Here is a 25645-nt window from a genome sequence, read left to right on the forward strand (position 1 = left end):
CGAGATTATGATCGTCCGATGTATACGACACGGGTTTCCCGGCACTCCGGGGCGGCGCCGGCGGCGGTGTACCGGGCGTTGCTGGACCCCGGGGCGATCGCCCGCTGGCGGGTGCCGGACGGGATGAGCAGCCGGGTGCACGAGTTCGAGGCGCGCGAAGGTGGAGCGTTCCGGGTGTCGCTCAGTTACGACGCGGGGGACGGGGCCGGGAAGTCCGGGGAGCACACGGACACGTACCGCGGGCGGTTCGTGCGGCTGGTGCCGGACGCGCTTGTGGTGGAGGAGCTTGAGTTCGAGACGGACGATCCGGCCATGCGCGGCACGATGACGATGACCACGACGCTTACCGCCTCGGCCGACGGTGGCACGGAGGTCGCCATGGTGCATGAGGGCGTTCCGGACGCGGTCTCACCCGCCGACAACGAGATCGGCGCCCGAATGGCCCTGGACAACCTCTGCCGGTACGCCGAGACCGATCTGCCCGGCGGGCGGTGACGACGAGCGTCAGGCGGCCAGCCGGGTGAAGCGCTGCACGGTCACCCAGATGTGGGCGGCCTCGAGCACGGTCTTGATCGGCTGCACGTCCGCGCCCGCGGAGCGGATCGACCGGGCGGGGACGACAGGGCCGTTCTCCGTGGCGGTCATCTCGCGCAGCCAGTGCGGCAGGCGGGACAGCAGGTTGTCGGCCGCGAACGTGCGGATCAGCTCGGCGCCTGCGGCGAGCCGGGTCAGCGTGTGCTCGGGCGCCGGGGTGCCGGCACGCCAGGCGTCGAACTCGGCGACGGTGTCGGCGCCGGCCAGGTAGGCGGTCAGCTCCTTGCCGAGCGCCGCCGCACACCGGTCCGCGAGACCGGGCAGCTCCGTCGTGGAGGGACTCAGCGCCGTGATAGGGGCCATGCCGAGAAGGATACCCACCGATGCGTCATCAGAACACCACCCGTGTGTCCGGCAGCCACGGCCCCGACTCGCCGTGGTACCAGAGTGAGGCCTGCTCGGCGAGCGCGTCCAGCGCGGGCGCGCCCCCGTCAAGCGCGGCCATGAAGTCGGCCCAGGAGTCCAGCACGTACCCGTCGAGTTCCGGTGGTGCGGTTCCGGTCAGGTAGTTCGGCAGCAGCACCGCGTTCTGCAGCAGCCAGGGCACGTAGCGGCCGTCGCCGTCCCAGCCGGGCACCGCGCACGTCTCGGCCAGGTGCTCGCGCACCTCGGCGACCGTGTCCCAGCGCAGCATCTCGGATTTGTGCGTGAGGCTCGTGATGTGCGGGTTGTAGAGCTGCGCGATGCCGAACCGGTACATCTCGCGCCACTGCTCCCAGAACAGCGCCTCGTCCCGCCCGCCGAGCGTCATGATCGAGCCGGCCGGGCGGTCGAGCAGCAGGTGGTGCAGGAACGCCCACATGGTCATCGGTGTGAGCAGGCGGTTCGTGTTGCGCCGCAGCAGGGACTGGACGATCTCCCAGGATCGCGGCTCCAGCTCGTGCGGGGCCACGTTCGGCACGGCCTTAATCGCGGCGAGCACGCTGTAGAGCGACGGGTTGTGCTCGCCGTAGAAGTCGCGCGCCACAGTCCACGGGTCGGTCGGGCGCAGCAGCTGCTCCGGCGACGGCGACTCGCGCTGCTCCCGGATGAACTCGGACAGCGACACGAACTCGACGTCCAGGCCGGGCGCGGTCGCGGCGATCCACCGGCGCAGGTCCGCCTCGAACGCCAGGCCGGTGAGCCGTGGCTCGGGGATGCCGAAGTCGTCGAGGCAGACCACCAGGCGCGCGCCGCGTGCGGCCAGCGCGCCCGCGACAAGCGCCTGCGCCATGTGGATCACGGAGGTGCGCTCGCGCAGCCGCACCGGCCAGAAGATCAGCGACGGCGTGCCGGACTCCGGCGCCTTGAACTGCCAGCCGAACCGGCGTTCCAGCTGCCGGACCAGGCCGAGGAAGCTCTCCGGCGGTGTGCCGGCCGGGTGCGAGACGATCTCCCGCTCCCAGATCGGGTGGCGGTGGCGGTGCCGGGGCCCGGCCGAGCGCGGCACCACCGTGACGCCGAGCCGGGCGGCCAGGCCGGACAGCAGCCGCTCGCCGTCCACGCCGGGGAACGACTCCACCCGCTGCACGCCCTCGCCGCGCAGCTGCTCGGTGCGCCTGACGGCGCCGTCCACGTCGTTCGTGTGCAGTGCCCACAGCACGGTGATCGGCCGCTGTTTGGCCACCTCCACGAGCGCGGACGTGATCGTGCCGGCCCAGTCGCTGCTGCCCAGCACAAGCACGATGTCACCGGTGATCAGATCCGCGACCGGGCCGATCCGCGGGCTCCGGACGTACCGTGCCGGATCGTGCACCAGCGGGGTGCGGTCGCCGGACACCACCGGGCGCCAGAAGCCGTGCAGGTGGAAGACGCGCACGGCACCGTCGTACGCGGTGCTGCGGTCCCACCGGCCGTCGATGTCGAGCGGCGTGGTGATCGCCCGGCCGCTGGCGGTCCGGATCGCAACCTCCAGCTGCGGGTCGAAGTTCGTGGTCAGGACGCGGTTGTCGAACGCGCCGGGCAGCCCGGCCAGCACCGCGCCGAGCGCCTCCACCGAGGGCGACAGCATCCACGAGCCGAGGTCGTTCTCCAGGTCCTCGCCGAGGTCCGCGGTGACCCGCTGCCAGATGCCGTGCGTGGCCAGCGGGCCGGCCAGCCGGTCCGGCGGGCGGTACTTCTCAAGCACCGCCTGCTGGGCGATCACGTCGAAGCCGTCGCCGCCGACCCAGTTCGCGAAGATCCGCCGGTACTCGGTGTAGAGGTCGGTGTGCGCGCCCTCGCCGCGGCGCGCGCGGGCCAGCTGCAGCATGCGGGTGAGGTCGCCGCCGTCGCTGCGGCCGACCGCGTACTGCTCGGCGAGTCGCAGCACGTCACCGACGCCGGGGGTGGCGTCCCTGCCGATGCCGGAGCCGAGGATGAGCGTGATCTGCTCCTCGCGCTGAAAGGAGTCGAAGAGCCGGTCGGCGAGGAGCTGCTCGGAAGTCATGATCTTCAAGAACCTTCGTGGGTACGGACGGGGGCGGTTACAGTTCTCCCCTCGGATCGTCCGCGGCGGCGCGCACCAGGACTCCACTGTCGAGATAGGACTCCAACTCGCCGGGCGACCAGCCGAAGTACCCGCTGAACACCCGGATCCACGCGAACGTGTGCCGCACCTCCTCCGGCGACGCGGCCAGCGACAGCACGCCCAGCCGGTCCCGGACCGGCGTGAACCGCGGTGGTGGCGTGGCCGCCGGGCGCATCATCGCCAGCGCGATGTAGCCGTCCCGGGCGACCGGGCCGCCGTACCTGACGCCGGCCTCGGCCAGCCGGTCCCGCCAGGCGGGCGCGAACTCGTCCGGCAGGGTGCTGCGCCGCCCGTCCAGGTCGATGCCGACCGCGCCGGTCTCGTCGTGCCGGAGCACCAGGATCCGGCCGCCGGCCAGGTCCCGGTCGGCGACGCCACGGCCGCCGCGCAGGATCACGCCGGCCAGGTCCTCCTTGCTCAGCGCCGCGTTGCGGACCAGGCCGACACTGCCGCCCGCGTTACGTTCCCGCAGCTCCGGGCGCTCGAAGCCGCGGGCGGTGAGCGCGGTGCGGACCCGGCGCCAGATCGCGGCCATCGTGAGCACCGGATCGCCGCCCGGGATGCCGTCGCGCAGCACCCGCAGCAACTCGCCGGTGAACGCGGTGTACGGCTCGCCCTCCGGTGCGGCGGCCCTCCGGTTCGCCGAAGCGGACACGAACAGGCAGGTCCGGTCCAGCTCGGCGACGTCCGCGACCTCGTCGGTGCCACCGGTGCCTGCCGACATCAGGCCGTCCGCCCGGCCGGCGTAACAGCAGTCCAGGATGACCACGCGGCGGGTCGCGGCGGCGCCGGCCATCGAACGGCCGATCCAGTCGTACGGCAGACCCGCCTCGTCCGGGACCTCGGGTTCGCACTCGGCAAGCGCCAGGATCAGCTGCCCGTTGACCGGGTCGATCAGCCCGTGCCCGGCGTAGTAGACCAGCAGCAGCCCGCCCTCGGTGACCGACGCCGCGGCCGTCCGGATCGCGCGCCCCACCTCGCGGGGACTCGCCTCGTCGAGCACCACGTGACAGTTCTCCGGCGGCAGGCCCCACAGTTGCGGGTCGCGCAGCGCCTCGGCGAGCGAGGCCACGTTGCCCGCGACCGCGGGCAGCGGCGGCAGTCGTGTGTAGGTGGTGGCGCCGATCAGCACCACCTGAGACGCGGCCGGATCGGCCAGGTCAGACCGGGTCATGACCCGCCGAGCTCACGTATGGCGCGCGCGACCTCGCCCGGGTCCGACGTCTCGATCGTGACGGTCCGGCCGTCGCCGGTCTCCTGGGTGATCGTCACTGTCGGCGCGGGATGCCGGGTGTCCCGCCACTGGGCGACGGCGAGTCCGATCTGGATCAGCGTCAGGCCGCTGCCCGCGAGCAGGCTCAGCAGCTCGACGCCGGGACCCATGTCCTCATTGCCTGTGGTGTCCGCGTACCGAAGATCGCCGTGTGCCCGCACGTCACGCTCCTGCTGCAACCAGGACCGCAGATTTCTCACGTCGTCGGGGTTGTCCCCCTGCACCCGGAGTCGTACCCGCACCGCGTCGTTCTCCATCCGGCAACTGTATGGAACAGCGACAATAGCTGATGTCAGTGGGGGCTGACCTTCACCACCGCGTCCTCCCACCAGGCCGCCGCGCGCATCGTCTCGACCAGTCGGGCCCGGCCTTCCACGTCCTGCCGGTCGATGAAGAGCACGCCGTCCAGGTGGTCTGTCTCGTGCTGGATGCACCTGGCCAGCAGCCCCGCGCCCACCACCTGCACCGGGTCGCCGAGCTTCGTGTAGCCCTTGGCCGCCACGTTCATCCGGCGACGTGTGTCCAGGTAGATGCCCGGGATGGACAGGCAGCCCTCCGGCCCGTGCTGCTCCTCCTCATCCGGGAAATCAAGCACCGGGTTGACCAGGTGATCCAGCCGCAGATCGTTGCCGGGCAGGTCGGGGTTGAGCGCGAACACCCGCAGGCTCACGCCCAGCTGCGGCGCGGCCAGCCCCGCGCCACCGGACGCGGTAAGCGTCTCGTTGAGATCCTTGACCAGGCGGTCAAGCTCCGCGTCGAAGGAGATGACCGGCTCCGCGACCACCCGCAACACCGGATCCTCGACGGTACGAATCGGAAGTACGCTCACCGGACGATCTCCTCAGTGCCGTGTTGCCCCATCACGTTCGACGGCACAGTACTGCGCCTCGCACGCGACCGCGATCCATGCGTGTCCTTTCGGTCGCGGTTCGGTCTCCCGCACGGTCCCGCGCTGATAAGGTTCGAAAAGTCCGCACTAACAGTCCAGAACGGTCGGGTCAGCAGGCATGACGCCGTCCCCCTCCCTCGACGGGCCCTTCGCCGACCAGGTCGGGCAGCTGATCGCGGACCTCTACCGCTCCCACGACGGGCTCGACGCACGGGCCCATGCCGTCGCGGTCGCGGCCGACCAGGCGGGTGATCTCCGGTGGGCCGACCTCGCACGGCTCGTCGTCGCGGACATCCACAACCGCAACGGGCGCGCGGACGAGGGCGTCACCGTGGCCCGCCGGATCCTGGCCGGCAGCCGGGACCGGGTGGTCCGCGCGCACGCCCACGCGGTCATCGCCGGCGGGCTGTGGCGGGTCGGCGACAACGACCGTGCCGTCCGGCAGGCGCTGCAGGCCATGCGCATGCTCGACGACGGCGACCCGCTGTCGTTGCGCGCCGACCACGCGCTGGTCCTGGCCGCGATGGTCAACGCGCAGCGACCGGGGGCGATCTCGACCGAGGAGTTCGAGGTCGCGCAGGCGCTCGCCGAGGCCTCCGGCCACCCCTCGATGATCATCGCGAACCTCAACAACTGGGCCTGGTGCGCCTGCTCCGTCCGTGACCTGCCCACCGCCCGCGCGCTTGTGAACCGGCTCCGGGCCTGCGCGGACGCCAGCGCCATGCCGTTGAGCACCTCGGTCGCGGACACCGTCGCGCGGGTGCTGCTGGAGAGCGGCGAGTTCGAGGAGGCGGAGCGGGTCATCACGTACGCGGCCGAGGCGGCCCCCGCCACGGACTCGGACGCGATCCCGACCGCGCTGATCACGCTCGCCGAGATCCAGTACCGGGACGGCGACTGGGCCGGTGGCCTGCGCACGCTTGACCGCTGCCGGGCGATCGCGGCCCGCAACGGCGTGGCGGACACCGCCGTCGCCGCGCTGCGCCAGATCGCCGTCGGGCAGGCCGGGCTCGGGGACTTCGAGGCCGCGTACCACACCATGGTCGAGTTCCACGACGCGTGGACCGAGCGCCGCTCCCAGCAGAGCGAACTGGTGGCCCGGTTCGCACACGCGCAGTTCGCCGTCGAGGAATTCCGCGCGCTCGCCGAACGCGACCCGCTGACCGGCCTGCCGAACCGGCGCGGCTTCGACGCGGGCCTGCAGGCCGCGCTCGCCGCCGCCGAGCCGGTCTGCGTGGCGTTGCTCGACCTCGACCATTTCAAGCAGGTCAACGACACCTACTCGCACGCGGTCGGGGACGACGTGCTGCGCAGCGTCGCCGACCTGCTCGGCGCGATCCCGGGTGTCGCCGGCCGACAGGGCGGCGAGGAATTCGTGCTGATGCTCCGCTCCGGCCTGGACGACGCGGTGCGGGCCTGCGAGACGCTGCGGCACACGGTCGAGGCGCACGCCTGGGCCGGGATCGCGGCCGGCCTGACCGTGACCGCAAGCATCGGTGTGACCGAGCTCCGGCCGGGCGAGGAGCCGGCCGAGGCGATCGGCCGCGCGGACGCGCTCCTTTACGCGGCCAAACGCGAGGGCCGCAACCGGGTTCGCGCCTGATCACCGGAATCGCCGCCACACCTGGCCGAACGTGCGGACTGTGGAGATTTCCCTCATGCGCCGTCACTGTTTTCTCTACTGTGTCAACGGCGTGCGCATTCCATTCACCTGACAGGCAGTCCGGCCGAGGGGACAAGACGTGAAAATCAGTTCGGTAAACACTCGCATCGGGATCGCGGCGGTGGCATTCTCCGCCCTGGGCATGGCTGTCGCGGCACCCGCCTCCGCCCACACCAGCGAGGGCTATTCGCACGATTCCACGATCGGCCTGACGAACACCGACTGGATGAGCGCGCTGCCCGGCACCAGGCCGCTCAGCGAACTGTCAGTGCCCGCGACCCACGACACCGGCGCGTCCAGAGCCGGCGGCGACATCGCGCTCACGCAGAGCATGAGCCTGTCTGAGCAGCTGAAATCCGGCATCCGTGGCTGGGACGTCCGACTCGGCATGCACGAGGGCCGGCTGAAGATCTATCACGGGATCGCGTTGCAGGGTCAGGATTTCGACACCGACGTCCTCGCCACCGCCACCACGTTCCTCGCGGCGCACCCGCGCGAGACCGTGCTGATGCGCATCGCCCACGAGACCGGCAACGAGACGAACTTCGGTGATCTCGTCAAGGCCCAGACCGACAAGTACCCGCGGATCTACACCGGTGCGAGCGACAATCCGGCACTCGACGCTATCCGCGGCAAAATTGTCATTCTGCAGAGCTTCTCGTCGAGCCGCGACTTCGGCATCCCGTGGAGCAGCCTGGCCATCCAGGACAACTATCAGGTGAACGACAACTGGGGCCTGGCCAAGAAGTGGAGTGCGATCAAGGGCCAGCTGGACGCCAGCCGCAATGGTCCGAAGAGTAAGACATACGTCAATTTCCTCAGCGGTTCCGGCGGATCGTTCCCGTACTTCGTCGCCAGCGGCCACTCCAGCCCCGGCACCGACGCGCCCAACCTGCTGACCGGCCTCACCCGCGGCATCATCAACACCTGCGGCGGCAACGCCTCCTGCATCGCGGAGTTCCCGAGCGTCAACTGCTTCTGGGGCACCTGCTCCGTCGCCTTCGAGGGCACCAACGTCCTGACCATGAACGAGCTGCGGGCCCGCGGCCACGGCAGCCGCGCCGGCCTCGTCTACGCCGACTTCCCCGGCCGCGGCCTCATCCAGGCCGTCATCGACGCGAATTAGGCGCTGTATGACGTGGGGGCCGCGGTTCTGATGTCGTCCGGGTGCGCGCCCCTCATGCCTTCTGCGGCGCATGGGTCTCGCCGCAGCCCGCATCCCACGTCTATACAGCGCTTGGTCCTGCGCGGGGCGGCCCGGATTTCCGGCCCGCCCCGCGACCGCCTTGGGGCGGGGGCACAATGCAGCCATGACCGAACTCGTGACCACCGTGGACGGCGGCCCGCAGCAGGTGTCCCGCCGCGTGCTTGTGAACGCCCCCGCCGCCGAACTGTTCGCGCTGGTAGCGGACCCACACCGGCATCCGGAACTGGACGGCTCCGGGACCGTGCGCCCCGCGCCCGTCGACGGCCCCCATCAGCTGTCGGAGGGCGCGCGCTTCACCGTCGGCATGCGCCAGCTCGGCCTGCCCTACAAGATCACCTCGGTGGTGACCGGCTACCAGCAGGACCGCCTGATCGAATGGCAGCACCCGCTCGGCCACCGCTGGCGCTGGGAGTTCGCCGAGACCACGCCGGGCCGCACCGAGGTGACGGAGACGTTCGACTACACGACCGCGAAGGCCCCGTGGATGGCCCCGCTCCTCGGCTTCCCCACCCAGAACGCCAAGGGCATCACCGCCACCCTCACCGCCCTCGCCGCCCGCTACGCCACCCCATAGATCCACAACCACAGCAGTTCTTCCCGCTCTCGCGGTGGTCCGGTCCGTTTGCTCCCTTGGGCGCTTGAGTTTGCCTGGGGGCGACCCCAAATCCCGACCCAGATCTTCCCGCTCTCGCGGTGGTCCGGCCCGCATGCTCCCGCGGGCCAACCTCGCCGCCCACCAAGACTCCGCTGGCGCTCCGCTTGCCGGGCGGCTCGGAGGCGGTTCCGCGCGGGGCGGGGAAGAGCACGCGGCCGCCGCCGTGCAGCTGGAAGTGGCGCGCCGGCGGCCGTTTCCGGGGGCGCGCCGGTGTCGCGTCAGTGGGAGTCGTCGCCGGTCCAGAGGTGTCCAGCCAGGGTCCGGCGCTGGGGCGTCACGGCTGCGGTCACCCTGCACGCGCAAAGGTGGGCGTCCAGGCCGGAGACAGCCTCTCCGACCTATTCCGATATCGCTGTCCCGCAGCGGTAGTCCGCTGTCTCTGACGAAGATCCTTGCGGCTCTGGTGGCCCTTAAAGTGCCGTTTTAAGGGCCACCAGAGCCGCAAGGATCTTCAATCCCGCCTGGCTCCCGCATGTTGGGGGCGGCTGGCTCCGCCCGTGGTGTCGGCGCCGTTCGCCGAGCCGGTTCGGTGGTCCTCCGTCCCCGGAAGAGCCGAGATTGACCGGATCGGCGCGGCACTCCGGCTTCGCTGCCCGTCCCTGCGATCGTCTGAGTCACAGCGGTATCGCCCATCTGCCGCTGTCGCCGCCCATCTGCCGCCCCGGCCGTCGCCGCCCGCCGCCCGCCCCCGCCCCGGCTGCTGCTGCCGCCCCGGCCGCGAGCCCATGTCGACCCAGGACCGACGCTGCCCTCGCCAGCCGGCCTCCCTGGTGAAACCGGGCTTCGCTGCTGCCCCCGCGGTCATCCACGCCGTGGCTGCGGTGGCCGGCCGCTGACGCGAATCCCGCGCCAGCGGCTGCATTACCGGGTCAGCGGAGCGTCATGGCGTAGATCTGGAGGCGGGGGTCGTTGGGCAGGGTGACGGATCGGATCTGTTTGCCGGTGGCCAGGGGCACGCTTGTGCCGAACAGGCTGACCGGCGGGCCGTCGACGCCCTGACCCGCCTTGATCCGGTGGGGCATGGCCAGGACCGTGGACGTGCCGGTGGAGGCGGTGCCGCACCAGTCGGCGATGGTGATCGTGCGGGTGTCGGTGCTGCCATCGGCGTACCCGATGGTCAGCGCGCCGGTGACCGGGCCGTTATGGGTGGTGGCGACGACCTCGAGAGCGGTGTGCGCGCCCTGCGGCAACACCATCGACTGCCCGGTGGCGGTCACGAAGTTCCGTGCGGTGCCGGACGGGTCGGGTGCCTGGTAGGTGACGCCGTTCCAGGTGACGGGGCCGGCGGCGGGCAGCAGTGCGGCGTCGTAGCTCCAGCCGGCCGTGTCGAAGTTGCCCTCGTCCGTCGTGGCCACCGTGGCGGTGCCGTCCCGGGTCAGTTCCGGTGTGAGGTCGACGGCGCAAGACGTGCCGGCGGCGCAGGACAGCGCGGGCCGGACCACGACGGAGGCGGTACGCGTCACCGTGTTCGCCCCACCGGCCGTGACCGTGATCGGGTAACTGCCGTCCGGCACGCCGGCCGGCGCGGTCACCGTGACCGTCGCGGTGGTGGCCACCGGCTGGTGCGACGATCGCAGCTCCGGCAGCCGTGCGGGGGTGACGGTGACCGTCCAGCCGGCCGGGCCGGTGGCGGTGACGGTCGGCCGGATCGAGCCCGGCGCCTGCGCCACGATGTCCGCCGTGAACGTGGTCGTGCCGCCCGAGGGCAGCGCGGCGGACGCGGGGCGAAGCGACAGGTCGACGTGCTTGCGGTCGTCAGGCGCGGCCTTGTTCACCGACGGCGGCTCGGACGTGGGCGAGGTCCCCCACGCGGAGGGCCGCGATCCGACGGTGTGCCGCAGTGACCCGCCGTCGGCAATTGACGACCAGGTCACCCAGTTGTTGGTGACCCGCTTCCCATCGGCCTGCAGGCTTTGGATGTAGCGGTTGGTGTCGGTGACGCCGGGCGCGGTGATCTGCAGCGTGCCCGCGCCGGTCTTCACTGTCGCGCCAGGGAAGAGCGGGGTGGAGACGGCCAGTACGTCGGCGCCGCTCATCGTCGGGTAGAGGCCCAGCGCGGAGAAGACGTACCAGGCGCTCATCGTGCCCAGGTCGTCGTTGCCTGTCATGCCGTCCGGGCCGGTGGTGAAGAGCGTCATCGCGGCCCGGACCACTGTCGCGGCCTTCGCGGGCGCGCCGGCCCAGTGGTACATGTACGGCGCCAGCAGGTCCGGCTCGTTGTTCGGGTTGTAGGTGGGCTTGGCGTAGTAGTCGTACGGCGCCGCGATCCAGTCCGTGCGTGCGGTGCCGGCCGGGTCGGTAAGCAGCTTGTCGTAGACGAAGAAGTCGTCCAGCCGGTCCTGCGTGCTCGCCCGGCCGCCCATCAGCGACACCAGCCCGGCCGGGTCCTGCGGGACGAGCCACTGGTACTGGTAGGCGCCGCCCTCGTGGAACTGGTGCGCGGCCTCCACCGGGTCGTACGGCGTGAGCCAGGTGCCGTCCACTGTGCGCGGCCGGAACTGCGAGGTGCCCTTGTCCCACAGGTTGCGGTACCACTGGCCGCGGGCGGCGAACGTCCGTGCGTCCGCCTGCTTGCCGAGCCCTTTCGCCATCAGCGCAAGCGACGCGTCCGCGAGCGAGTACTCAAGCGTGGCCGAGGCCGGGTGTACGCAGTCGTTGTCGCCGCCCTTGTGCACGCAGTCAGTGCCCAGCTGCAGCCCGGACGGGATGTAGCCGCGGTCGGAGTAGTACCGCACGCCGGTGCGCCCGTTGTAGGGGGAGTCGGCCGGCGGTTCGGTGAGCGCGTTCGCCCGCAGCAGCGCGTACGCCTCCTCCTCGTGCCCCTTGAGCAGCCCTTTCGACCACGCCTCGACCAGGAACGGTGTCACCGGGTCGCCGGTCATGATGTTGGTCTCGCTGTTGGCGAGCGCCCATCGGGGCAGCCAGCCGCCGTCCCGCCCGATCGCGACCACCGACAGTGCCACGTCCCGGGCGACGTCCGGCGCGACCAGCTCCAGCAGCTGGTTCTGCGGCCGGTACGTGTCCCACAGCGAGAAGTTCTGGTAGGGCACGTAGTCGGCGGCCACGTGGGTCCGGCGGTCGAAGCCCACGTACGAGCCGTCGACGTCTCCGGCCAGGTTGGGATGCAGCAGCGAGTGGTAGAGCGCGGTGTAGAAGACCGCGCGCCTCTCGTCCGTACCCCCGTCGATGGTGATTCTGTTGAGCTCTGAGATCCACCGTGTGCGAAGGGCGGTGCGGGCCGCGTCGAAGTCGTAGCCGTCCGCCGTCTCGGCTGCCAGGTTCTTCCGCGCGCCGTCGGGCCCGGTGTAGGAGAGCCCGACCTTGACCACCACGTCCCGGTCCGTGCGCGCGTCGAACGTGACGTAGGCGCCGTTGCCGCCCGCGCCCGCGGCCTCCCGGCTGTCGGCGGTGATCGACGACCCGCGCCAGGTGCCGAACGCGGTGAACGGGCGGTCGAAACTGGCGGTGAAGTAGACGGTGTGGTCGTCCTTGCCGGCGCAGAAGTTGCCCGCGTTGACCCGGCCCTCGATCGTGCGGTCGCCGACCACGTGGATCTCCGAGCCGAACACGTTCTGGTTCGCCTTACCGGTGTTGAACAGCACGTTCGCCTGGGCGGTCGCCGGGAACGTGTAGCGCTGCCAGCCGGTGCGCGCGGTAGCGGTCAGCTCCGCGTCGATGTCGTAGGTGCTCAGCCCGACCCGGTAGTAGCCGGGACTCGCCTGCTCGTCCTCGTGGGAGAAGGCCGACTTGTACACATTGTGGTCGGTGCTTGTCACCGCGCCGGTGGTCGGCATGATCGGCAGCTCACCGGCCACGCCGCAGCCCACACCGGACAGGTGCGTCTGGCTGAACCCGTAGATCGAGTCCGCCAGGTAGTCGTAGCCACCCTGGCCGCCGGTGTCCGGGCTGACCTGCACCATCCCGAACGGCGCGGCGGCGCCGGGGAACGTGTTGCCGAAGTTCTGCGTGCCCACGAAGGGCCGGACCAGATCGACCGGCTGCGGTGCGGGCGCCGGGGCGGCATGTGCCGCGGGCGCCACGAGCGTCGCCACCACGATCAGATGTCGGAACATCGACATACCTCCATCACGACTGTGTGACGATCTTGCTACCGCCGGATGACGAAAGTCAATGATCACCGTGTTTTCCCGGTGCCGAGCCCCGGACCCCACGGTGCGGTGGTCGCGTCGGCCTCGCGGGCGACGATGCAAGGCCGTGAAATTCTTCAATAAAACGATATTCCCACTCACGCCGCACCAACTGCCCGCACGCTCCCGCGGGCTCCCCGCCCGTGGGCGGCCGGGGAGAGCCGCGATCCACGCGCCGGTCCGGCTGAGCGGGGCCGTCACTCATCAGAACCGGGGCGCCCCGGCCGCCGGAGCTCAGGGCGGGGCGCCCGCCGAGGCGAACACCGGAGGTGACGGCAGCGCGATTGTCAGGTGGTCCGCAACCGCTGTCGCCACATCGTCGCGTCCCCATGCGGCCACCACCTGCAGTCCGGCCGGAAGCCCCGACACCAGCCCCGCCGGAACGCTCACCGCGGGATTGCCTGTCACGTTGAGGTGCCAGCAGGGATCACCGAGGAACGGCCCCTGATCCGGCCCGGCGAACCCGGGCGCGACGGTGAGCGTCGTCGGCGTGATCAGCGCGTCCACCTCAGCGAACAGGTCCGCGAGCGCGGTCGCGTTGTGGTTGCGTACCGCGGACGCGGCCCGCAGCGCCGCCCCGGACACCTCCCGCCCGTGGTCCGCCGCATACAGCGCCTCCCACGTCTCCGCGACCGGCAGCAGTTCCGGCGCCACCTCGACCACCTCGATCCCTGGCGCGTCGAGAGCCGCCCGGACCAGCGCGTCGATCTCGGCATCGGCGTGCACCCCGCCGAGCCCGGCCCGGTAGGCGACCCGCCACGACTCACCGGACACGGTCGGCACCGGCCACGGCGGCAGCGCGGCCGGATCGAGCCGGTGCGGGCCAGAGGCCAGCGCGGTCACCGCCACCACGTCAGCGAGGTCCGCACCGATGACGCCCGGCGTGACAAGCCCGCTCAGATCCGGCCGGAAGCGCGGCACCCGCCCCGCCGTCCCTTTGAACCCCACCACGCCGCAGAACGAGGCCGGGATGCGCAGCGAGCCGCCGCTGTCTCCGCCGGTCGCGATCGGCACCACCCCGGCGGCCACTGCGGCGGCCGCCCCGGCCGACGACCCGCCCGGCGAGCGCTGCACATCCCACGGATTGCGGGTGAACTCGGTCCCGTTCCACCCGTGCGTCTGCGCGCTCGACCCCGGACGCGACCGCGTCGAGAACCCGATCGGAATCGCCCCTGCCGCGCACAGCCGCGTCACGATCGGCGCGGACACCGGCGTCCCCGACTTGATCAGGAATGGCACTCCGGTCAGTGGCCCGTCCATAGGGGAGCGTGCGGCCGTCCGGGCCCCGTCCACGTCAAGCGAGTCCAGGAAGTGCAGCACCGGATCCAGTGCGGCGGCGGCCGCCAACGCCTGCTCGACCACGTCGGAGGCGCTCAGCGTGCCCAGGCGCACCCGCGCCGCGATCTCCAGTGCGGTCAGCCGCTGCGCCACGCACCCACCCCCACGATGACTACAGGCGACAGTCGCCACCTGTAGTGAATCATCGTTGGCGCACAGCTTCTAGATCAGTTGCTGACCGAGGAGCAGGACGTTCAGGCCGCTGAGCACTGCTACGACCGCGGACATGCAGACGATGGTGAGCCGGCTGTTGACGTGCTCGCCCATCAGGCTGCGCCGGCTGGTCAGCACCAGCAGCCCGACCAGCGCGAACGGGATGCCGAAGGAGAGCACGACCTGGCTGAGCACAAGCGCCTGGGTGGGGTCGACGCCGGAGCAGAGCAGCGCGACCGCGGGCGTCATGGTCACCAGCCGGCGTACGGTAAGCGGGATCCGGGCCCTGAGAAAGCCGTCCATCACCATCTGCCCGGCCGCGGTGCCCACACTCGACGACGCGATCCCGGATGCGAGCAGCGCGGCCGCGAACGCCAGCGCGGCCCCGCCGCCGACCAGCCGGCCGAGCCCGGTGTGCACCTCGTCGAGCGTGATCGCCGGGCCGTTGCCGCCGGTGTGGAAGAGCTTGGCCGCGATCGCAAGCATGCTGAGGTTCACCAGACCGGCGAGCGACATGGCGATGGCGATGTCCACCTTCTCCAGCCGGAGCAGGCGCCGCTTCTCGTCGGCCGTACGCCCGGCCGCGCGCCCGCACATCAGCCCGGAGTGCAGGTAGATCGCGTGCGGCATCACTGTCGCGCCGATGATGCCGACCGCGAGCAGCAGCATGTTGTCCCCGCCGATGCTGGGGAGCAGCCCGGTGAGGCTCGCCGACGCCGAGGGCGGTACGCGCACCGTGAGGTAGAGGAAGCCGGCGCAGATCAGCGCCAGCAGCGACCCGATCGCCAGCTCGAACGGCCGGTATCCCTGACGCTGCAACGTGAGCACCGCGAACGCGACCACTGCGGTGATCGCGGCGGCCAGCGGCATCGGGATGCCGAACAGCAGGTTCAGCCCGATCGCGGCGCCGACGAACTCGGCCAGATCGGTGGCCATCGCGACGATCTCCGCCTGCCCCCACATCACCCAGGACCGGGGACCGGGGAACGTGTCCCGGAACACGTGCGGGAGGCTCTGGCCGGTGGCCACGCCGAGCTTCGCGGACATGAACTGGATGGGCATCGCGACCAGGTTGGCGAGGACCACCACCCAGATCAGCCGGTATCCGGTGCTGGCGCCGCCGGCGAAGTTCGTGGCGAAGTTGCCCGGGTCGACGTAGGCGATGGCCGCGACGAACGCCGGGCCCAGCGCGGTGGCCGCCCGGAGCCGGGTCAGCCGGGGGGTGGTGGGGCGCCGGAGCGCGGGTGCGGCGTACAACTGGCTTTTCCTCCCGGGATCCCGGGCCCGCCGTGGAAGGCGGGCCCGGCGACGGCGTACGTCAGGAACTGCTGGTGTTGAGTGATCCGTTGACGCCCGCGGGGTAGAAGCCACCCTTGGTGACCTTGCCCGGGTTGAGGTACACGATGTTGAGCACCCGGTCGTACGAGCGGCTGAAGTTGATGCCGTTCTTGTCCGTGGGATTGATGTTGGCGTTGTGGTCGCGGATGATCCCCTGGTCCTCGTCGCCGTACCCGTCGAGGATGTTCCGGGCGCCGGACAGCTTCGCCGCGTGCGCGCCCAGGTTCTTCTCGAACAGCTGGGACCTGATCGTCGCCGCGTGGTAGGCCTCCGCCGAGAGGATGCCGGCCGCCGCCTCCAGGTAGGTCTTGTTGGTGATCAGCGGCGCCGCACCCTTGTAGGCGGTCACGCCGACGTCCTCGAACAGGAACGCGGCAAGCAGGAAGTTGTTCTCGTTCTTGTACGGGTCGAAGAACTCCTTCGGACCGATCAGCTTGGCCGCCCGGGCCGCCGAGGTGAAGCTGTCCCGGATGTTGATCGCCGGCCGGGACACCGCCGCCGACCCGAGCGCGCTGCGCAGGAACTTCACGTGCGCGAGTTCGTCCGCCGCGATCTCGGTGGCGTACTGGCGGATCCGGGCGGTCTGGAACGGCACCTTCTTGCCGCCGGTGACCGCGCCGTGCGTGCCGGTGCCGGTGGTCAGGCTGTCGGCGAGTCCGTGCCCGTGCACGGCGTACGAGTAGAACTCGCCCTCCAGGTATTCGAGGTTGAGCGCGAAGTTCAGGACCGCGCCGTCACTGGGCCCTTCGGCCGCGATGGGTGCGGCAGCGGCCGCCCCGGCGCCGAGCACGCCGCCTCCGACGATGCCGAGCCCGAGCGCTCCGGCGCTCTGCAGGAACCGGCGGCGGTCGTTCGCGTTCTCCGAACTACGGCTGATCATCTGCCGGACGAGCTTCTTTCCGAACACGTGGTGCTCCTCAGTGCTGATGTCGGTCCACCGGCCTCGTCCGGGCATGGCTGCGCCACGAGTGGTCCCGGTGGGACGAGCGGAGGACCGACGGGAAAAGAGCGCCGAAACCGTGGCGCCCTTCCGGTCGTGAGAATCGGCGCGATGGCACTCGCGCCCAGATCGAACGTACGAGGGAGACGGAGGACCTGTCAGCCGGAAAGCGAATCTTCCTCCGCAGAACCGGCGCGCCGCGTCTCCGCACACACAAAAAAGCGGCGTGACCCGGAGTGGGTCACGCCGCGCGGTGCTGCTTCAGTAGCGGAAGCCCGCCACAAGCGTGTTCAGGTCGCTTGACATCCGGGCCAGTTCGCCGGTGGCCTGCTGGGTCTCGGCCACGCCGCGGCTTGTGGTCTCCGCCGCCTGCGCGACCATTGTGATGTTCTGCGCGATCTCGTTGGTGCCGCTTGATGCCTCGCTGACGCTGCGGTTCATCTCCGCGGTCGTCGCGGTCTGCTCCTCGACGGCCGAGGCGATAGTGGTCTGGAAGTCGCTGATCCGGCCGATGACCGAGGTGATCTCCTCGATCGCTGTCACCGCACCGACCGTGTCCGCCTGAATCGCCTGGACCCGCCGGGAGATGTCCTCGGTGGCCCGCGCGGTCTCCTGCGCCAGATCCTTCACCTCGGACGCGACCACTGCGAAGCCCTTACCGGCGTCTCCGGCACGCGCGGCCTCGATCGTCGCGTTCAACGCCAGCAGATTCGTCTGCTCCGCGATCGCGGTGATCACCTTGATCACGTTGCCGATCTCCGCTGACGACTCGTTGAGCTTGTTCATCGTCGCGGACGTGGCGGACGTGATGGTGACCGCCTCGGAAGCGACCCGCGCCGCCTCCGCCGCGTTCTGCGAGATCTCCCGGATCGACGCGCCCATCTCCTCGCCGCCGGCCGCGACGGTCTCGACGCTTCGCGAAACGTCCTCGGCAGCTGCCGTGACCGCCTGCGCCTGGGTCGCCGCCTCCTGCGCGGACGCGGCGATCTGGGACGAGGTGCTTGTCATCTCCTCGGCCGCGCTGGCAAGCGAGGCCGCGGAGCCGTCGATGGTCTGCACGGTACGGCGCAGGTTGCCGACCGCGGTGTCGAGCGCCTGCGCCATCTGGCCGGTCTCGTCGCGCGACGAGACGCCGCTGCTGCGGGTCAGGTCGCCGGTGGCCATCGCCTCCGCGACCTCCTTGACGCGGACGAGCGAGGCCACGATCCGGCGGGCGACAACGATGCCGAGCGCGAGCGCTATCACCGCGCCGACGACCATGACGATGATCGAGGTGAGGCGGCCGGACTCGTACCCGGTGACCGCCGCCTCCGCGTTGCGCTGGGCGTCCGCGGTCTCGGCCGCGTCCAGCTCCGCGAGCGTGGCGTCCACCGTCTTCATGATCGGGCCGACCTTCGCCGAGCGCACCGACGCCCAGGTGGCCGCGTCGCCGCGTTCCGCCGCGGGCAGCAGCTCGTCCTCCGCGATCGTCAGGTACTGCTGCCAGGACGCGTCCAGGTCCTCGATCAGCTTCTCGTCGCCGGCCGGGTCGCTGGCCCGGTAACCGGCCAACGCCTCGGCATAGGCCTCCGCGTGCGAGGCGAACTGGTCGCCGTACGTCTTCCGGTCCGCCTCGTTCTGCGACACCGCCTGGTTCGCCGCTGCCAGCCGCGCCTTGTAGATCTCCGCCTTGACCTCGCCGACGCCCTTGATGCTTGTCACGTTGCTGCTGTAGATCGTGTTCGCCGAGTTCGCCGCATCGCGCAGCTTGAGCAGCCCGACCACGCCCACCACGACCGCCACCGCCACCGCCGCACACACCGCGGTCAAGATCTTCGCATTGACCCGCAGATCATCGAACCGGTTCCGCCGCAGCTGCGGCTCACCGCCTGTCACCGTGCTCATAAGTGGCCTCCGGGCCGCGCCGCGAGTGGGGGAGTAGTGGCATCGCTCCCATCGCCCCTCCCCACCCAGATCCGAGGGGAACGCCCGAGATCCCGGCCACAGAGTCCCCTAAACACCCATAAAAACCGACAACCATCGGGGGTACGGTGAGCACGCCCGGCACCGGCCGCGGCGACCGGCCCCGGGCGGGTCACCGGCCGTCAGCAGCCGATGAACCTTCTGTCCGCTGACCAGCCGGTGTTCGCCCAGGTCTCGGGTGCGGCCGGGGTGAAACCGGTCCACAGCGCCGCCACCGCACCGAGGTCGGCCTGCGCCGATGGCGACACCGTGCCGGTGGTGGCCAGCTCGCGTAGCAGCAGCGCGGTGATCAGATAGCCGGAGAGGGCGAAGAACAGATCCACACCGAGGAAGCCGCCGGGCAGGTGACCGGTGTGGAAGAGCAGCACGCCGGCGACGGCCAGGCCGCGCAGCCCGTCCAGCGAGGAGATGTGAGGCATGCCCGGGACGATTCACGGGCTGTGTCCCGGCCTCGTGGGGCCGAGGTCGCAGAAAGGTCGCGGGCGGCCGGCAGGTCGCCGGCCGCCCACGTCGGCATTCAGGACTTGAAGGCGTCCTTGACGTGCTCGACAGCCTGCTTGACGTGCGAGCTCGACTGGTCCGCCTTGCCTTCGGCCTCCAGCTGCTCGTCGTCGGTCGCCCGGCCGACGTGCTCCTTGGCCTTGCCGCCGACCTCTTCGACCTTGTTCTCAATCTTGTCATCGGCACCCATGGGGACCTCCGCGTTGCCGGGCCCGGGGGATCGAGCCGCTCATCATCCGGATGCCCCGGCCCTGGGGTGCGGAAACATCGCTGTCACAGAAGAAAGTCGGCGAACGTCGCGTCACCGAAGACGTCCGCACGCTCCGCGCGGCCGGTGGAAAGACGCGTGCGAACCGGCACGGTCAGTTCGCGGAGGTGCTGGGCGAGGCGCTCTGGGCCTCCTCGTGCCGCTGGCCGCCGCCGGGGCCCTGGCGATCCCCGCCGCCGGGCCGGGCGGTCCGCTGCGTGACCGTGCCGAGGTCGGCGGAGACCTCGAACATGACAGTCGCGCCGTCCTTCGTGCCGAGCACCCGGTAGCTGCCGTCCTCCGCCTTGATCACGTGTTCGACGGTGACCGCGGAGTCCTTCGCCGTGACCGCGGCGCCGACCGTGGTCGCCTCGTCGCCGGTGACCTCGGTGCCCTTCGGCCCGCCGTGACCACCCCGCCCCCTGCCCTCGCTCACCGTCGCCAGGTCGGCCGAGACGTGGAACATCACCCGCTTGCCGTTCTTCGTGCCGGCTACCCGGTAGCTGCCGTCCTCGGCCTTCAGCACGCGTTCGACGGTGACCGCGGAGTCCTTCGCCGTGACCGCGGCGCCGGCCTTCGCCGCCTCGTCGCCGGTGACCTCGGTGCCGCGCGGGCCGTGCCCGCCGTCCGGGCCGTCCCCGCCGTCCGGGCCGTGGCCGCCGTCCGGGCCGGGCACGCTGCTGGAAGAGGGGGCGGGCGCCGCGCTGGCGAGCGTGGACCCGCCGAAGACCAGGAGGCCCGCGGTGACGGTGGTGGCGGCGACGAGGCCGATCTTCGTGAGCTTCACAGGTGCCTGCTTTCCTCTGCACGGGGCCGGCATCGTGCTGGCCGGGCTTACTTCGAGGTTGCGGGCCGAACCTGTGCGGAGGCTGTCACGACCATGGCACGGAGCTGGAAGAACTGGTGCGGATCCGTACCCCCGGGAAGCCCTTGATCTGGGTTTCGATCGATCATGGGTAGGGTTGGCGCGTATGGACACCCTCAGCCCGGGCACGCACAGTCTCGCCGTGGACGGCATCCGGCAGGTCTACCACGTGGCCGGTGACGGGCCGGTGCTCGTCGCGCATGCGGGCGGCCCCGGCATCGACCACGGCTATCTGCGCTCCGGCGACCTCGAGAAGCGTTTCACGGTGGTCTACCTGGAGCCGGTCGGCACCGGCGGTTCGGGGCCGTACCCGGAGGGTGCGACCTACGTCGGCACCTACGTGGAGCTGCTCACCGCGGTGATCGACCACCTCGGTGTGCCGCGCGTGCACCTGCTCGGTCACTCGCACGGCGGCTTCGTGGTGCTGCGGTACGCGCTCGACCACCCGGACCGCGTCGCCGGGCTGGCGCTCTACAGCACGTCGCCGACAACCGCCGACGAGTTCTGGACCGCGATGCGGGCGAACGCGATGGAGTTCCCCGACCAGCATCCGGACCGGCCGGAGGCGGCGGAGGTGCTGGACTGGTTCTCGTTCGAGACGACGACTGACGAGGAGCACACGACCGCACTGCGCGGCCTGATGCCGCTCTACTTCGCGGACTTCTGGGGCGAGCGGCACGCCGAGTACGCGGGTTTGCAGGCGGCCGTGCGGGCGTGGCGGGTGGACAACGACGGTGAACCGTTCGACTGCCGTGCGGAGCTGCCCGACATCACCGCCCGTACCGTGATCATCTGTGGCCGGCACGACTTCATCTGCGGGCCGGTCTGGGCCGCGATGCTGCACAACGGGATTCCCGGCTCCGAGCTGGTCATGCTCGAGAACAGCGGGCACTTCGGGCAGATCGAGGAGCCGGAGGCGTTCACCGAGGCAGTGACCCGCCTCATTTCGGTGGAATAGAGCAGCCTCGGTACTGAAAGATGCCGTCTGTGGACACCCGCGGACCCTGGCGATACCTGTGGTGGCTGGCCCGGCGGTTCAAGGGCCGGGTGGCGCGCGGCGCGATGTTCGGGTCGCTGTGGTTCCTGGGCCTGGCCCTCACGCCGTACCTCATCTCCCGGGCGATCGACAGTGGGCTCGCGGCGCGCGACCCGGCCGCGCTGCTCACCTGGGCCGCGCTGCTGCTGGCCCTCGGCGTGACCACCGCGGTGCTCGGCATCATGCGGCACCGCAGCATGTCCCGGATGCGGCTGTTCGCGGCGCTGCACACCGCGGAGCTGGTGATGGCGCACGCGACCCGGCTCGGCGCCGCGCTGCCCCGCCGGATCAGCGCGGGCGAGGTCGTCACGATCGGCATCTCGGACGTGTGGACGATCGGCAGGGCGCTCAACGTCGGCGGCGTCGGCGTCGCGTCCACGGTGGCCTGCGCGGCCATCGCGGCGCTGCTCTTCGGCATTTCGCCGCTGCTGGCCGCGGTCGTGCTGGCCGGCGTGCCGGTACTGGCGCTGCTGATCACACCGCTGCTCGCCCGTACCAGCGCGGCAGGCAACCGCTACCGCGAGCGCCAGGGCGCGCTCAACACCCGGCTGGCCGACATCATCGGCGGCCTGCGCGTCCTCAACGGACTCGGGGGCAAGGACACACACCAGCGGGGGTACGAACGGGAGTCCGCGCTGCTCCGCACGCAGGGCTACCGGGTCGGCGGCCCGTCCAGCTGGATCGGCGCGCTCGGCAGCGGACTGCCGATCGTGTTCCTCGCGGTGGTGATCTGGCTGGCAGCCAGGCTCGCGGTCGCCGGTGAGCTCACCCCGGGGCAGCTGATCGCGGTCTACGGCTACACGGCGATGCTCGTCATCCCGGTGGACGTGCTGATCTTCTGCGGCCGTGATCTCACCCAGGGCGTGGTCGCGGCCCGGCGGGTCGTGGCGTTCCTCAGCCTCCCGGTCGAGGATCCGGCAGGCGTGCCCGCCCCGCCCGGCCCGGCCGTGCTTCACGATCCCGACTCAGGTGTGACAGCGGAACCGGGGCGGCTCACCGCGCTTGCCGGCGCCCGGCCGGCGGACGCGGCCGAGATCATCGACCGGCTCGGCCGGTACCGGCCGTCCGAGGCGACCTGGGGTGGGGTGCCACTGGCCTCGATCGACAGGGACGCGGTCCGGGAGCGGATCCTGGTCGCGGACAACGACGCGGACCTGTTCGCCGGCCCGCTCCGCGACGTGATCGCCGGCCGTTTCGACGCGCCCGACGACAGGCGGATCCGGGAGGCGATCGAGGCGGCCGTGGCGGACGACGTCGCGGACGACCTGGGCCGGCCGGTGGACTGGGGTGGGCGGAACCTCTCCGGCGGGCAGCGACAGCGGGTACGGCTCGCCCGCGCGGTGTTCGCCGACCCGGAGATGCTGCTCGCGGTGGAGCCGACCTCGGCGGTGGACGCGCACACCGAGGCCACGATCGCGGAACGGCTTGCGGCGGCGCGGGACGGCCGCGGCACGGTGGTCGCGACCACCTCGCCGGTGCTGCTTGATCGCGCGGACGTCGTGTACTACCTGGTGGACGGCCGGGTGGCGGGCACCGGGACGCATCGTTCGCTGCTTGGCGAGTCGCCCGGATACCTGTCGCTTGTCACGCGCGCGTTCGGGGAGCCGGCATGATCGCCGAGCCGCGTCAGGTGCTTCGTGCCGCCGGGCGCCTGATCGCGGCCGACCGAGGAACCGCCGCCGGCATGCTCACGCTCGGCTCGCTCGCCGCGCTCGCCGGGCTCGGTGCGCCGTACCTGCTGGGCCGGGTCGTCGACACGGTCGCCGCAGGCGGGGGCGTGCGCGCGGTGGACGTGCTCGCGCTCGCGGTCATCTGCTGTGCGGTCGCACAGACGCTGCTGTCGCGGTTCGCGCTCGGCGTCGCGTACCGGTTCGGGGAACGCGCCGCGGCCCGGATCCGCGAGACGTTCCTGCGCCGGGTGCTCGCGCTGCCCGCCGCCGTCGCCGAGCGCGTGCCCACCGGCGATCTCGTCGCCCGTGGCACCACGGACGTGGACCAGGTCGCCTCCGCGCTCCGCGACATCCTGCCCGGCTCGTTCATCGGCATCGTGCAGATGCTCTTCATCGTGGCCGCGGTGGTCGTGCTCGACCCGGTGCTCGGCGTCGTCGGCGTGCTTGGCCTCTCCGGCATCTGGTTCGCCACCCGCTGGTACCTGCGCCGCGCCCGTGACGTCTACCTGACCGAGGGCCGGGCGAACTCCCGCCTCGCGGAGGAACTGGCGGCCACGACCGCGGGCGCGCGCACGATCGAGGCGTTCGGCCTGCACCGGCGCCGCCTGGATGCCGGCCACGCCGCGATCGAGGAGACCCGCCGGACCCGGCTGGTCTCGCTCGGCCTGCGCAGCCACTTCTTCCCGGTCGTCGAGACGATCTACGCCGTACCCGGCGTCCTGGTGCTCCTGCTCGGCGGGTGGCTCTTCATGAAAGACCAGGTCAGCCTGGGTACGGTGGCCGCCGCAGTGCTCTACCTGCGGCAGCTCGTCGGCCCGCTTGACGGTCTCATGATCGACGTCGAGCAGATGCAGAGCAGCGGTGCCGCGTTCGCCCGGATCGAGGGCGTCGCCACCATTCCCTCCTCCGGTTCGGTGACGTCGGAGACCCCGGACGGCGACCGGATCGAGGTGCGCGGCGTCCGGTACGCCTACGCCGCCGGCCGTGACGTGCTTCACGACGTCGACCTGACCGTCCGCCCCGGTGAGCGGCTCGCCGTGGTCGGCCTCTCCGGCGCCGGGAAGTCGACGCTCGGCCGCCTCATCGCCGGCGTGGACCGACCGTCCACCGGGACCGTCACCGTCGGCGGCGTCCCGATCGCGGACCTGCCCGCGGACCGCCTGCGCCGCCAGGTCGTCCTGGTCACCCAGGAACATCACGTCTTCCGCGACTCGCTGCGCGCCAACCTGATGTCCCCGGCCCCCGACGACGAGCTGCACCGCGCGTTGCGGACGGTCGGCGCGGACTGGGCCTCCGACCTGGACCGCGACCTCGGCGCCCGGCCGCTCGACGGCGCCCAGGCCCAGCAGCTCGCGCTGGCCCGGGTGCTGCTGGCCGACCCGCACACGATCATCCTCGACGAGGCCACCGCGCTGCTCGACCCGACCGCCGCCCGTACCGCCGAACGTGCTCTGGCCGCCGTCCTTCACGAACGCACGGTCATCGCGATCGCGCATCGCCTACAGACCGCCCATGACGCCGACCGGGTGGCCGTCATGCACGCCGGCCGGATCATCGAGCTCGGCACCCACGACGACCTGCTGGCCGCCGCCGGGCCCTACGCCGCGCTCTGGCACTCCTGGCACGGGGACAGCACTACGTCTTCTCCACCCGGGCGATGAGTTGTTTCAGCCGCCCGATCTCCTCGGTGAGCGCGGTCGTGCCGGCCACGGTGAGCGTGATCCAGGTACGGCCGCGGCGGCCCTCGTAACCCTTCTCGACCTCGATCAGCCCGGCCGCCTCAAGCACGCTCAGGTGCTTGGAGAGGTTGCCGGCCGTCAGGTCCAGGTGGGTGCGCAGGTAGCTGAACTCGACGCGCCGCGCCTCGTGGGCGATGGTGAGGATGCCGAGCCGGACGCGCTGGTGCACCACGTCGTCCAGCCCGAGGACGGGGTGGGCCTCGGTCACGGCGTCGTCCGGTGGCGCCGGCCCGTAGGGGCGAAGCCTGCCGCGCCGAGCAGCAGCACGACGCCGACGATGAGCTGGGGCGCCGCCATCGCCGCCCGCAGTCCGAACTGAGGTGCGCTGAAGCCGTCGCTCATCGGCAGCACCAGCAGCACAAGCGCCAGGTAGCCGAGCGTGAAGAGCAGCAGCGCGGTGTTGCGCTCAAGCCAGGCCAGCACGAGCAACGCCACCCCGATCATGCCCCACGGCATGACCAGCCGGTCCAGCACGAAGTACCAGTAGGGGAGCGGGCCGTCCGGGTATGGGTGGCTGCGGAAGTACAGGTTCACGGCGAGCCAGGCGGCGGGGAACACGACAGTCGTCACGGCGCCGGTGATCGCGTACGGCAGCACCCGGGCGCCGAGCCCTCGCTCCCGGGCGGCGCGCACGTAACAGACCGTGATGGCCGCGTATGCCAGCACCATCGCGGGCGGCCAGTACCAGAGCATGCCGCGCCGCGCGAACGTGCACCCGTCCGCCTGGCAGTCCACCACCATGCCGAACCAGTCGAACGGGATCGCGAGCAGTGTCGTCACGGCCAGCACAAGCAGTGCGGCCCAGGTCATCCGCTGGTCGACGCGGACCCGGTGGGCGAGCGCGCGGACCTCGGCCAGTAGCCGGTGCGGATCTCCACCGGCGGGTACCGAATCAGTTGTCATGCCAATAGGTTTCCATAACAAACCTGTCGGCGCTAG

The 25645-nt window shown here is 71.2% G+C and carries 22 protein-coding genes; 7 read left to right on the forward strand and 15 right to left on the reverse strand.

What is annotated here, in order from left to right; genetic code table 11:
* Positions 1-18 precede the first annotated feature (18 nt).
* Complete coding sequence (locus ACIA8K_RS25920; RefSeq protein ID WP_396063574.1) at positions 19-495, forward strand: SRPBCC domain-containing protein; 477 nt, start codon at positions 19-21, stop codon at positions 493-495.
* Between the two features lie 9 nt (positions 496-504).
* Here the strand turns inward: ACIA8K_RS25920 and ACIA8K_RS25925 are convergent, their stop codons facing one another.
* From ACIA8K_RS25925 to def, 5 genes are read right to left on the reverse strand one after another with little or no spacing between them, the layout of a single operon-like run.
* Entirely contained in the window at positions 505-897 is a 393-nt protein-coding gene (locus tag ACIA8K_RS25925) for a hypothetical protein (protein WP_396063576.1), read from the reverse strand.
* A gap of 28 nt (positions 898-925) precedes the next feature.
* Positions 926-3001, reverse strand: coding sequence for a hypothetical protein (locus ACIA8K_RS25930; RefSeq protein ID WP_396063578.1), 2076 nt, complete (start codon positions 2999-3001; stop codon positions 926-928).
* A 37-nt stretch (positions 3002-3038) separates the two neighbouring features.
* On the reverse strand, positions 3039-4256 hold the full coding sequence (locus ACIA8K_RS25935; protein WP_396063580.1) for a YqgE/AlgH family protein: 1218 nt from the start codon (positions 4254-4256) through the stop codon (positions 3039-3041).
* Positions 4253-4612: a hypothetical protein gene (locus tag ACIA8K_RS25940; RefSeq protein ID WP_396063582.1), complete on the reverse strand. Its 360-nt coding sequence runs from the start codon at positions 4610-4612 to the stop codon at positions 4253-4255. Before ACIA8K_RS25940 ends, ACIA8K_RS25935 begins: the two co-directional genes overlap by 4 nt.
* 35 nt (positions 4613-4647) lie before the next feature.
* A complete protein-coding gene (gene def / locus ACIA8K_RS25945) occupies positions 4648-5184 on the reverse strand; it encodes a peptide deformylase (protein ID WP_396063584.1) in 537 nt (178 codons plus the stop codon).
* 178 nt (positions 5185-5362) lie between these two features.
* On the opposite strand from def, the gene ACIA8K_RS25950 reads away from it, so the two are divergent.
* The 3 genes from ACIA8K_RS25950 to ACIA8K_RS25960 all read left to right on the forward strand — a co-directional run bounded on the left by ACIA8K_RS25950 (position 5363) and on the right by ACIA8K_RS25960 (position 8688).
* The gene (locus tag ACIA8K_RS25950) at positions 5363-6847 is read left to right on the forward strand and encodes a diguanylate cyclase (protein WP_396063586.1); all 1485 of its coding nucleotides are present in this window, start codon (positions 5363-5365) and stop codon (positions 6845-6847) included.
* 181 nt (positions 6848-7028) lie between these two features.
* Complete coding sequence (locus tag ACIA8K_RS25955) at positions 7029-8033, forward strand: phosphatidylinositol-specific phospholipase C (RefSeq protein ID WP_396063588.1); 1005 nt, start codon at positions 7029-7031, stop codon at positions 8031-8033.
* Between the two features lie 184 nt (positions 8034-8217).
* Positions 8218-8688, forward strand: a complete 471-nt coding sequence (locus tag ACIA8K_RS25960; RefSeq protein WP_396063590.1) for an SRPBCC family protein — start codon at positions 8218-8220, stop codon at positions 8686-8688.
* 950 nt (positions 8689-9638) lie between these two features.
* On the opposite strand, the gene ACIA8K_RS25965 is transcribed toward ACIA8K_RS25960, so the two are convergent.
* The 8 genes from ACIA8K_RS25965 to ACIA8K_RS26000 form a co-directional block, all read right to left on the reverse strand.
* Positions 9639-12842, reverse strand: a complete 3204-nt coding sequence (locus ACIA8K_RS25965; protein ID WP_396063592.1) for a GH92 family glycosyl hydrolase — start codon at positions 12840-12842, stop codon at positions 9639-9641.
* Between the two features lie 309 nt (positions 12843-13151).
* On the reverse strand, positions 13152-14348 hold the full coding sequence (locus tag ACIA8K_RS25970) for an amidase family protein (protein ID WP_396063594.1): 1197 nt from the start codon (positions 14346-14348) through the stop codon (positions 13152-13154).
* A 69-nt stretch (positions 14349-14417) separates the two neighbouring features.
* A complete protein-coding gene (locus ACIA8K_RS25975) occupies positions 14418-15665 on the reverse strand; it encodes an Nramp family divalent metal transporter (RefSeq protein WP_396063596.1) in 1248 nt (415 codons plus the stop codon).
* Positions 15666-15726: 61 nt separating this feature from the next.
* Complete coding sequence (locus ACIA8K_RS25980; RefSeq protein ID WP_396063598.1) at positions 15727-16653, reverse strand: ferritin-like domain-containing protein; 927 nt, start codon at positions 16651-16653, stop codon at positions 15727-15729.
* Positions 16654-16947: 294 nt separating this feature from the next.
* Entirely contained in the window at positions 16948-18570 is a 1623-nt protein-coding gene (locus ACIA8K_RS25985; RefSeq protein ID WP_396063600.1) for a methyl-accepting chemotaxis protein, read from the reverse strand.
* A 200-nt stretch (positions 18571-18770) separates the two neighbouring features.
* Positions 18771-19067, reverse strand: a complete 297-nt coding sequence (locus ACIA8K_RS25990) for an acyltransferase family protein (protein WP_396063602.1) — start codon at positions 19065-19067, stop codon at positions 18771-18773.
* A gap of 98 nt (positions 19068-19165) precedes the next feature.
* Positions 19166-19339: a CsbD family protein gene (locus tag ACIA8K_RS25995; RefSeq protein ID WP_396063604.1), complete on the reverse strand. Its 174-nt coding sequence runs from the start codon at positions 19337-19339 to the stop codon at positions 19166-19168.
* A 172-nt stretch (positions 19340-19511) separates the two neighbouring features.
* Entirely contained in the window at positions 19512-20183 is a 672-nt protein-coding gene (locus tag ACIA8K_RS26000) for a hypothetical protein (protein WP_396063606.1), read from the reverse strand.
* A gap of 184 nt (positions 20184-20367) precedes the next feature.
* Between ACIA8K_RS26000 and ACIA8K_RS26005 the strand changes: the two genes are divergently transcribed.
* The 3 genes from ACIA8K_RS26005 to ACIA8K_RS26015 all read left to right on the forward strand — a co-directional run bounded on the left by ACIA8K_RS26005 (position 20368) and on the right by ACIA8K_RS26015 (position 24628).
* On the forward strand, positions 20368-21219 hold the full coding sequence (locus ACIA8K_RS26005; RefSeq protein WP_396063608.1) for an alpha/beta fold hydrolase: 852 nt from the start codon (positions 20368-20370) through the stop codon (positions 21217-21219).
* 104 nt (positions 21220-21323) lie between these two features.
* A complete protein-coding gene (locus ACIA8K_RS26010) occupies positions 21324-22910 on the forward strand; it encodes an ABC transporter transmembrane domain-containing protein (RefSeq protein ID WP_396063949.1) in 1587 nt (528 codons plus the stop codon).
* Positions 22907-24628, forward strand: a complete 1722-nt coding sequence (locus ACIA8K_RS26015; RefSeq protein ID WP_396063610.1) for an ABC transporter ATP-binding protein — start codon at positions 22907-22909, stop codon at positions 24626-24628. The genes ACIA8K_RS26010 and ACIA8K_RS26015 overlap by 4 nt, the downstream gene beginning before the upstream one ends.
* On the opposite strand, the gene ACIA8K_RS26020 is transcribed toward ACIA8K_RS26015, so the two are convergent.
* On the reverse strand, positions 24603-24914 hold the full coding sequence (locus ACIA8K_RS26020; RefSeq protein WP_396063612.1) for a transcriptional regulator: 312 nt from the start codon (positions 24912-24914) through the stop codon (positions 24603-24605). The genes ACIA8K_RS26015 and ACIA8K_RS26020 overlap by 26 nt on opposite strands.
* Positions 24911-25609 (reverse strand): hypothetical protein, encoded by a 699-nt coding sequence (locus ACIA8K_RS26025; protein WP_396063614.1) that lies wholly within the window; start codon positions 25607-25609, stop codon positions 24911-24913. The genes ACIA8K_RS26020 and ACIA8K_RS26025 overlap by 4 nt, the downstream gene beginning before the upstream one ends.
* Positions 25610-25645 lie beyond the last annotated feature (36 nt).

Origin of the sequence: Catenuloplanes sp. NPDC051500, assembly GCF_044454585.1 — a bacterium.
Lineage (GTDB): Bacteria > Actinomycetota > Actinomycetes > Mycobacteriales > Micromonosporaceae > Catenuloplanes.

What these genes read in the sequence shown, in the direction of transcription:
- ACIA8K_RS25985 (WP_396063600.1), bottom strand. Translation starts at nt 18,570, where the DNA reads ATGAGCACGGTGACAGGCGGTGAGCCGCAGCTGCGGCGGAACCGGTTC.
- ACIA8K_RS25995 (WP_396063604.1), bottom strand. Translation starts at nt 19,339, where the DNA reads ATGGGTGCCGATGACAAGATTGAGAACAAGGTCGAAGAGGTCGGCGGC.
- ACIA8K_RS26010 (WP_396063949.1), top strand. Translation starts at nt 21,324, where the DNA reads ATGTTCGGGTCGCTGTGGTTCCTGGGCCTGGCCCTCACGCCGTACCTC.
- ACIA8K_RS25960 (WP_396063590.1), top strand. Translation starts at nt 8,218, where the DNA reads ATGACCGAACTCGTGACCACCGTGGACGGCGGCCCGCAGCAGGTGTCC.
- ACIA8K_RS25935 (WP_396063580.1), bottom strand. Translation starts at nt 4,256, where the DNA reads ATGACCCGGTCTGACCTGGCCGATCCGGCCGCGTCTCAGGTGGTGCTG.
- ACIA8K_RS25920 (WP_396063574.1), top strand. Translation starts at nt 19, where the DNA reads ATGTATACGACACGGGTTTCCCGGCACTCCGGGGCGGCGCCGGCGGCG.
- ACIA8K_RS26025 (WP_396063614.1), bottom strand. Translation starts at nt 25,609, where the DNA reads ATGACAACTGATTCGGTACCCGCCGGTGGAGATCCGCACCGGCTACTG.
- ACIA8K_RS26015 (WP_396063610.1), top strand. Translation starts at nt 22,907, where the DNA reads ATGATCGCCGAGCCGCGTCAGGTGCTTCGTGCCGCCGGGCGCCTGATC.
- ACIA8K_RS25990 (WP_396063602.1), bottom strand. Translation starts at nt 19,067, where the DNA reads ATGCCTCACATCTCCTCGCTGGACGGGCTGCGCGGCCTGGCCGTCGCC.
- ACIA8K_RS25965 (WP_396063592.1), bottom strand. Translation starts at nt 12,842, where the DNA reads ATGTTCCGACATCTGATCGTGGTGGCGACGCTCGTGGCGCCCGCGGCA.
- ACIA8K_RS26005 (WP_396063608.1), top strand. Translation starts at nt 20,368, where the DNA reads ATGGACACCCTCAGCCCGGGCACGCACAGTCTCGCCGTGGACGGCATC.
- ACIA8K_RS25940 (WP_396063582.1), bottom strand. Translation starts at nt 4,612, where the DNA reads ATGGAGAACGACGCGGTGCGGGTACGACTCCGGGTGCAGGGGGACAAC.
- ACIA8K_RS25950 (WP_396063586.1), top strand. Translation starts at nt 5,363, where the DNA reads ATGACGCCGTCCCCCTCCCTCGACGGGCCCTTCGCCGACCAGGTCGGG.
- ACIA8K_RS25930 (WP_396063578.1), bottom strand. Translation starts at nt 3,001, where the DNA reads ATGACTTCCGAGCAGCTCCTCGCCGACCGGCTCTTCGACTCCTTTCAG.
- ACIA8K_RS25925 (WP_396063576.1), bottom strand. Translation starts at nt 897, where the DNA reads ATGGCCCCTATCACGGCGCTGAGTCCCTCCACGACGGAGCTGCCCGGT.